General features: G+C 68.8%; 6 protein-coding genes and 1 pseudogene. 6 read left to right on the top strand and 1 reads right to left on the bottom strand.

Features of this window, described 5'->3' with window-relative positions; translation table 11 throughout:
* The 5 genes and pseudogenes from GJ632_RS22510 to GJ632_RS19445 all read left to right on the top strand — a co-directional run.
* Positions 1-467, top strand: a 467-nt coding sequence (locus tag GJ632_RS22510; protein ID WP_197428102.1) for a hypothetical protein, incomplete at its 5' end; no start/stop codon positions are given.
* A gap of 55 nt (positions 468-522) precedes the next feature.
* Positions 523-845, top strand: a pseudogene (locus GJ632_RS19460) (transcription factor S).
* Between the two features lie 87 nt (positions 846-932).
* Complete coding sequence (locus tag GJ632_RS19455; protein WP_191453803.1) at positions 933-2,219, top strand: CynX/NimT family MFS transporter; 1,287 nt, start codon at positions 933-935, stop codon at positions 2,217-2,219.
* Positions 2,220-2,294: 75 nt separating this feature from the next.
* A complete protein-coding gene (locus GJ632_RS19450; protein ID WP_089808103.1) occupies positions 2,295-2,642 on the top strand; it encodes a hypothetical protein in 348 nt (115 codons plus the stop codon).
* Between the two features lie 80 nt (positions 2,643-2,722).
* Positions 2,723-3,127, top strand: a complete 405-nt coding sequence (locus tag GJ632_RS19445; protein WP_191453802.1) for a hypothetical protein — start codon at positions 2,723-2,725, stop codon at positions 3,125-3,127.
* Here GJ632_RS19445 and GJ632_RS19440 read toward each other — a convergent pair.
* Entirely contained in the window at positions 3,106-3,777 is a 672-nt protein-coding gene (locus tag GJ632_RS19440; RefSeq protein WP_343161272.1) for a dienelactone hydrolase family protein, read from the bottom strand. The two genes, GJ632_RS19445 and GJ632_RS19440, sit on opposite strands and share 22 nt — an antisense overlap.
* A 52-nt stretch (positions 3,778-3,829) precedes the next feature.
* Between GJ632_RS19440 and GJ632_RS19435 the strand changes: the two genes are divergently transcribed.
* Positions 3,830-4,657, top strand: coding sequence for a PspA/IM30 family protein (locus GJ632_RS19435; protein ID WP_191453801.1), 828 nt, complete (start codon positions 3,830-3,832; stop codon positions 4,655-4,657).
* The last annotated feature ends 106 nt before the right edge of the window (positions 4,658-4,763 follow it).

Genomic DNA, 4,763 nt, shown 5'->3' with positions numbered 1-4,763 from the left:
GAATCGGCGAGGACGGTCCGGCGGACGCCGCAGACGCGACGGACGACGCACCGCTCTCGGACCTCGTTCGACGCATCGAACGCCGGCGGTCGGAGCGACGCGACGCGGGTCGGACGGACGGACGCGACGGCCGGGTCGACGGTGCGGCCGCGGCGGACGACGCCGAGTCGCTGTTCGAGTCGATGGCCGTCGAGACGGTGGATTCCGAGGCGGTGTGGGCCGGACTGGTCGAGGAGGACGACGGGGCGACGGGGGTCGGTCCCGCCGGCGACGCGGCCGAACCCGTCGACGACGAGTTGCCGGGCCACGACGACCACGTGGTCCCGAAGTCGGAGTTCTGCCAGCAGTGTCCCCACCTCGCGGCCCCGCCGGAACTGGCCTGTACCCACGAGGGGACGGAGATAGTCGAAGTGGTCGAGACGGACCGGTTCCGCGTGCGAAACTGTCCGATGGTCGACGAGGACTGACGCCCGCCGCGCCGAGGCGTGCAACACATTAGTGACCGCGGCCGTAGGTCGGCGTATGCAGTTCTGCGACGAGTGCGGTTCGATGATGCACAATCAGGACGGCGAGATGGTCTGTTCGAGTTGCGGCGCGACGCAGGAGCAGGACACAGACCGCGCCGCGGAGTTCGTCTCGACAGAAGCGCAGGACGACTCGGACGCATCGAGACGGAGGAGGGCGCGGACTTCGAGGGGAAGCCGACGGCGACGGACGTGACCTGCGAGGAGTGCGGCCACGGCGAGGCGTGGTACACCATCAAACAGACCGGGTCGGCCGACGAACCGCCGACGCGGTTCTTCAAGTGCAAGAACTGCGGACGGCGCTGGCGCGGCTACAACTGACCGAAGCCGATTCCCGCGTCGGACTGCCGATACCGCCGCCGATTTAGACCCGGCCGCGGAGGTGGACGCACGGAGCCACCGACGCGAATGACCGACGACGGCGTCTCGGCGGAGTCGTACGTCCTGCTCACCCTCGCCAGCGCCGGCTACTTCTGCTTCACGTTCTCGTGGTTCTCGCTCGCGGCGTTCCTCGTGCCGGTCATCGAGGAGTTGGGGCTGTCCGGCACCGAGGCCGGAGTCGTCACCGGCGCGGTGCAACTGAGCTACATCCCCCTCTCGCTCCTGTCGGGCCTCGTCATCGACCGACTGGGGCCGCGGCGAGCGCTCGGTGCGGGCCTGTTCGTCGTCGGCGTCGCGCACCTCATTCGGGGGTTCGCCACCGGGTTCGCCTCCGTTCTGGCGCCGACGCTCCTCCTCGGCGTCGGCGGCACCGCCGTCACCTTCGGCCTGCCGAAACTGGTGTCCGACCTGTTCCCGGCCGAACGCGCGGGGACGGTGTCGTCCGTCTACACGGTGGGCGCGACGCTCGGGAGCGCGACGGTGTTCGCCGTCGCGCGGCCACTCGTCGGCCAGTTCGGGACCGGGTGGCGGCAGTTCTTCCGCTACGGCGGCGTCCTCGTCGTCGGGTTCGCCCTCCTGTGGGTCGTCGCGTCGTGGGCGCTGTGGGGTCGCGTCGAGCGGTTCGGCGCGGACGACGGAGACCAGACGTTCGCGCGGGCGTCGATAGCGAGCGACCTCCGCTCGGTGTTCACCCACTACGGCCTGTTGCTGCTGGTGGTCGTCGGCACGATGCGGCTGTTCATCAGTCACGGCCTGTCGAACTGGCTCGCGACGATTCTGGAGACGCGCGGCATGACGCCGGCGCTGGCGGGGACGCTGACGAGCCTGTTCGTCCTCGTCCGCGTGCTCGGCATCGTCGGCGTCCCCGCGCTCTCGGACCGCCTCTCGACGCGTCGACTCCCGATAGTCGGTTGCGGCGTCGCCGGGACGCTCGGACTGCTGGGACTGGTCGTCGGCACCTCGCTGTGGACGCTGTCGGCGTCGCTCCTCCTCGTCGGCGTCTTCGCCATCGGCGGATTGGCACCGCTCGTCCGGGCGATTCCGATAGAGATGGACGGTATCGGACCGCGCCTCACCGCCGTCGCGACGGGGCTGATATTCACCGTCGGGGAAATCGGCGGCTTCCTCGGGCCGTTCACCGTCGGCTTCGTCTACGACCGCACGGGGACGTTCGCGCCGGCACTCGGCACGCTGGCCGCCGCGAGTCTCGTCACGGCCGTCGTCGGCTACCACATGGACGAACCGTCGGACTCCGAGCGTGACGGGCCGTCGGGCGGGTCGGCGGGTGAGCGACGCCCGAGCGGCCCCTCATAATAGTGTATCGGCCGATAACGGCCACCTCAGCCGGCAACAAAGCCTTTCAGTCGCCCGCTCGACGCTCGAACAGTAATGTCCGAATACACCCTGCACGTTCCGTCGGTCCGCGGTGCGACGAAAGACGCCCCCAAGACGCCGTACGAGGCGGACGACTTCTCGGTCGACGACATGTCCGACATCGACGACTACTTCCTCCTCTCGACGTCCGGCATCCCGCCGGAGTCGTTCACCGACCTCTACCTCCCGGTCTGCCACGTCGACGGCCGACTGAGCCTCCCGCTTCTCCGGCGCGCCCTCGACCAGATAGAGACGCTCGAAGACCTCGACGCCCAGACGAAGACCGAGACCATCGACATGATTCACGACCTCGGGGAGTGCTTCCCGAACGACGCTCTCGACGCCGAACGCGCCGACGACTGACACCGGCCACCGACCGGCGCCGTCCCGCCACGGCGCTTCCCACGCGACACGCTCTTGTCACTCGGCGGTGACGTCCGCGTATGTCCCTCCAGCGACGACTTCGACCGACCCCGCGCCCGTGGCACGCCGTGATGCTGGCCGTGTTCCTCGCGGGAACCGCGTGGTCGCTTCGCGGGCGACCCCTCGAACCGCTCCCCGTCCTCACCGCCGTCCTCGGCGGTCTGTTCGGCCTCGTCGTCTTCCAGTTCACGGTCGGGAACCTCTGGGCGTACGCCGTCGAGTACTACAACGCGGGCGGCAGTTGGACCGACCCGCCGTTCGTCGCCCCGTTCGCCGTCGCCTTCGCCGCCGGCGCGGGGACGTACGTCTTCCTCGCCGACGTGGCCGCGGCGGCGTGGGCGGCGTTCTGGACGTTCATCGTCGCCGCGGGCGTCGTCGCCGTCGTCGTCAACGCCGCCGCCGGTTACCGCGAGGCCGGGGACTGAAGCCACGGCACGAGGAAGTCGACCACCGCCGTCGCCGCCTTCTCCTCCTGTCCGACGAAGAAGTGGTCCGCCTCGAGTTCGACCACCGCCTGCTCGAACTCGCGGGCGCGTTCGGCGACGAGGTGGGCGGCGGCGACGTCGTCGCGCGTCCCGTACACCACCTGCACGGGGACGGGCACGTCGGGGAACGCGGCGACGACGTCGAGGTCCTCGGCGAGTCTGTGCGCCGGCGCGAGGGCGGAGACGGCCCGCACGTCCGCCCCGCCCGCGGCCGCCAACAACGCCATCGTGCCCCCGAAACTGAAGCCGAACAGGGCGACCCGTTCGTACCGGTCGGCGGCCCACTCGACTGCGCGGTGGGCGTCGGCGAGTTCGCCGTGCCCCTCGTCCCACGCGCCGTAGTCGAACCGGAGGCAGTCGACGCCGCGCCGACCGAGGGCGTCGCTGACGGCGACGAGGCGCCCGTCGCCGCGGTGCCCACCGTGTTGCGGGTGGGGCGGGCAGGCGACGACGACGGCCTCGGACGCAATCCCGTCGACTGGTTCGCCGTCGCTACCGGCGTCGTCGCCCGCGTTCTCGCCGTCGCTCCCGGCGACGTCGAGCGTCGCCCGCACGTCACGTCCGCCCGGTATCAGGACCGTCTCGCTCACGCGACACCTTGACCGCGTGAGGTTTTAAGGCCAGCGTGAACAAGATAGGGCTATGGGAATCCTCTCACGCGCGTCTTACGTCATCCGCTCGAAAATCAACTCCCTCCTCAACCGCGCGGAGGACCCGACGGAGACGCTCGACTACTCCTACGAGAAGATGCGCGACGAACTCCAGCAGGTCAAGCAGGGAATCGCCGACCTGACGACGCAGAAGAAGCGTCTGGAGATTCAGAAGCGCCGTCTGGAGGAGAACGTCGAGAAACACAACGAACAGGCCCGCGAGGCGGTCAGACAGGACCGCGACGACCTGGCCCGTCGCGCCTTGGAGAAGAAGCAGGCGAAGATGAACCAGATAGAGGAACTGGAGACGCAGATCGCCAACCTCCAGGACACGCAGGACAACCTCGTCGACAAGAAGAACGAACTCCAGAACCGCATCGAGGAGTTCCGGACGAAGAAGGAGACGATGAAGGCGCGGTACGAGGCGGCCGAAGCCTCCTCGCGCGTCTCCGAGGCGATGTCTGGCGTCGGCGACGAGATGGGCGACGTCTCTCGCGCCCTCGAACGCGCGGAGGACCAGACCGACGAGATGGAGGCCCGGTCGGCCGCGATGGACGAACTCGTCGACACCGGCGCGTTCGACGACGCGATGTCCGACAAGGACTCCATCGACCGCGAACTGGAGACGGGTCGGACGAACGCCGAAGTCGACACCGAACTGGAGACGCTGAAGACCGAGATGGGCAAGTCGTCGGCACCGGTCGAGAGCGACGAGGAGACGTCGAGCGCCGACGTCGACGAGGAACTGGAGGAGATGGACGTCGCCGACGAGGACGTCGAGGCGGAACTCGAGGAACTGAAGAACGAAGACGACGCCTGAACCGTCGTCGCCGCTCTCCTCTCCGGTCGCTTCCTCGCACCGCGAGTGGCCACGATACCTATACCGTCTCTCTCGAAAGCAATACGGAACTGATGGTTGCCGACGA

This window comes from Halogeometricum sp. CBA1124 (assembly GCF_009741955.1).
Lineage (GTDB): Archaea > Halobacteriota > Halobacteria > Halobacteriales > Haloferacaceae > Halogeometricum > Halogeometricum rufum.
Note: the sequence above shows the minus strand (reverse complement) of the source record. Positions and strands in the feature narration are given on the sequence as shown.